Raw genomic sequence first — 2,489 nt, forward strand, 5'->3', positions numbered from 1 at the left:
ATCGAGAAAGATCCCTATCCCTTCCGTCAGGCTGTGCCGTCGCTCGAAGAACGGAACGGTGATTTCAGCGATGTGTGTCCGTCGGGTATGACTGGCGGATTCATCAGCAAATCGCAATATCCCGATTGCCCATCCGATACCGGACAGGTCCATTACAGCGTGCCGGTGGCAGCGACCGCTACCGCCATCCTCAATACTGAGACGATCCCGGCCCCGAACTCATACACGGGGTGCAGTTCGACGATCGGCTCCTGCTATCTCTCCGAGGCGGCATTGCCCACATACTATCGCGAAGAGCTTTTTCGTATCGATCACAATATCAGCGACAAGACGCAGGCGAGCTTCCGCTACATCCACGATGAGTGGGATACGACGGTGCCGGTACCGCAGTATGGTTTTACGCAGAACAGCTTCCCGACCATTCAAAACCGCCTCTACGGGCCGGGACTCAGCATGGTGGGACGTCTGACGCACACCTTTTCTGCGACGCTGCTGAATGAGCTCGTCTTCAGCTATGTCGATCAGCTCATCACGCTGGCCGATACTCCGGCTGCGAATGTACAGCTCCAGCGCCCGGGAGTTCTGGATGCTGCCACCTGCCCTGTAAACACGAATGGCGATGGCAGTGGCTCTCCGAATCAAAACAATGCGCCGGGCCAGATCTGCGGACTGGGGCACATCTTCAGCGGGACCGGCGGCAAGATGCCGGGCATCGTGATTGCGGGTACGAACGCGGAGTACGGCGGCACAGGTTTCTCCGTTGATCCAGGTTATATGCCTGGTCCGGGTTCTGCGCCGTGGAAGCACACCAATCCGGTTTACAGCATCATGGATAACTTCACGAAGGTTCTCCATAACCATAACCTGCAGTTCGGCGGGCAGTGGGTGATCTTTCAGCGCAACCAGACCAATGGACCGAGCGGCGCCGCGACCGGCGACGTGCAGGGCCTGATGACCTTCAGCAATGAGCAGTCGTTGTACAGCTCGGGCAATGCGTTCGCCGATTTTCTGGGCATGGGAGCGATCGCGAATGTGCAGCAGGACAGCGCACAGACGAGGTACTACCAGCGCTATCAGATTGCGGAGCCTTATTTTCAGGATGACTGGAAGGTAAATTCCCGCTTAACAGTCAATGCCGGAGTGCGACTGAGCATGTTCGGGACCTACCATGAGAAAAAAGACAATGCCTATAACTGGGTGCCCACCGCATTCAGCAGATCCATGGCCGAGTCGGTGGTAGTGGACGGCCAGAGTGCCAACGGGCTCGGCATCGCCGCTACCGGAGAGCTGCTCGACGCCACCACCGGACAGCCGATCCCGACCTATCTGCAGAATGGCAACGTCGATCCCCGTGTGATCAACGGCATCGTGCAGTGCGGTAAGAATGGCGTGCCCAACAGCTGCATGACGGGCCATCTGTGGAACTTCTCTCCGCGTGTCGGCTTTGCCTGGGACCCGTTCGGCAATGGCAAGAACTCGATTCGGGCCGGCTACGGCATCTTCTTCGAGCACGGCACCGCGGATGAGGCCAATACGGGATCGCTTGAAGCGAGCGCCCCGATGGTGCTGAGCATGACGCAGCTCAGCCCGTTCGGCGCGGGCTGCATCGGCAACGTTGGCTCGGGCTGTCCGCGCGGGCCGGGAGCGTTTCCGCTCAATGTTACGGCTATCCCGGGCAAGGCCGTATGGCCCTACGTGCAGCAGTGGAGCATGAGCATCCAGCATGAGCTGCCGCACAATATGCTGACGACGTTTGCCTACGTCGGCAGCAAGGGCACGCACCTCACTCTGGAGCGGGAGATCAATCAGCTGGTTCCCGCACCCGCGGCATCGAATCCCTTTGGTCCTCATGATCCCTTTCTTACTCAAATTTGTGCGGGCAATATAGGAGCGGGAAATGTGCCCGGATTTGACGGGAACAGCTACTATCTGCCGAACAAAACGATTGTCGGTCCCACGTCCTCCGGATGGACCAATCTGCGGACGGCCTGCTATGGCGAAGGTGATGGCGGAGAGGTCGATCCCAACTCTTTTCGTGAGTATGCGCCCGGCATAGGCGAGATCTACTCGCTCGAAAATACCGCGAACTCCTCATATAACGCCTTCCAGACGACGGCGCGTGAAATCAGCGGACCGCTGACGCTTAGTGTCGCCTACACCTACAGCCACGGAATCGACAACTCCTCAGACCGCTCAGACGGAACCTTCGTCGATTCGTTCAACGCCCGCTCCAGCCGGTCGAGCTCCAACTACGACCAGCGGCATCTGCTGCACATCAGCTACATCTATGAGCTGCCCATTTTGCGCGGCATTCGCGGACTGATCGACTGGGAGGGCAAAGATCCGGACAAGGACTGGAAGTCCTCGCGTTCTCCATCCACCTTCGGAACTTCCGCGCTGGCCAAAAACCTTTTCGATGGATGGCAGTTCTCCGGCATCACGCTCTTCGAGTCCGGCATTCCCTTCACGGTGATCAACGGCGGCAGCAC

At 58.6% G+C, this 2,489-nt stretch carries 1 protein-coding gene; it reads left to right on the top strand.

The genetic code is table 11. The annotated features are described in order from the left end of the window. The coding region (locus D0Y96_RS18890) for an outer membrane beta-barrel protein (RefSeq protein ID WP_491562719.1) at positions 1 to 2,489 on the top strand (2,489 nt) is incomplete at both ends.

The organism is Paracidobacterium acidisoli (genome assembly GCF_003428625.2).
Taxonomy (GTDB): Bacteria; Acidobacteriota; Terriglobia; order Terriglobales; family Acidobacteriaceae; genus Paracidobacterium; species Paracidobacterium acidisoli.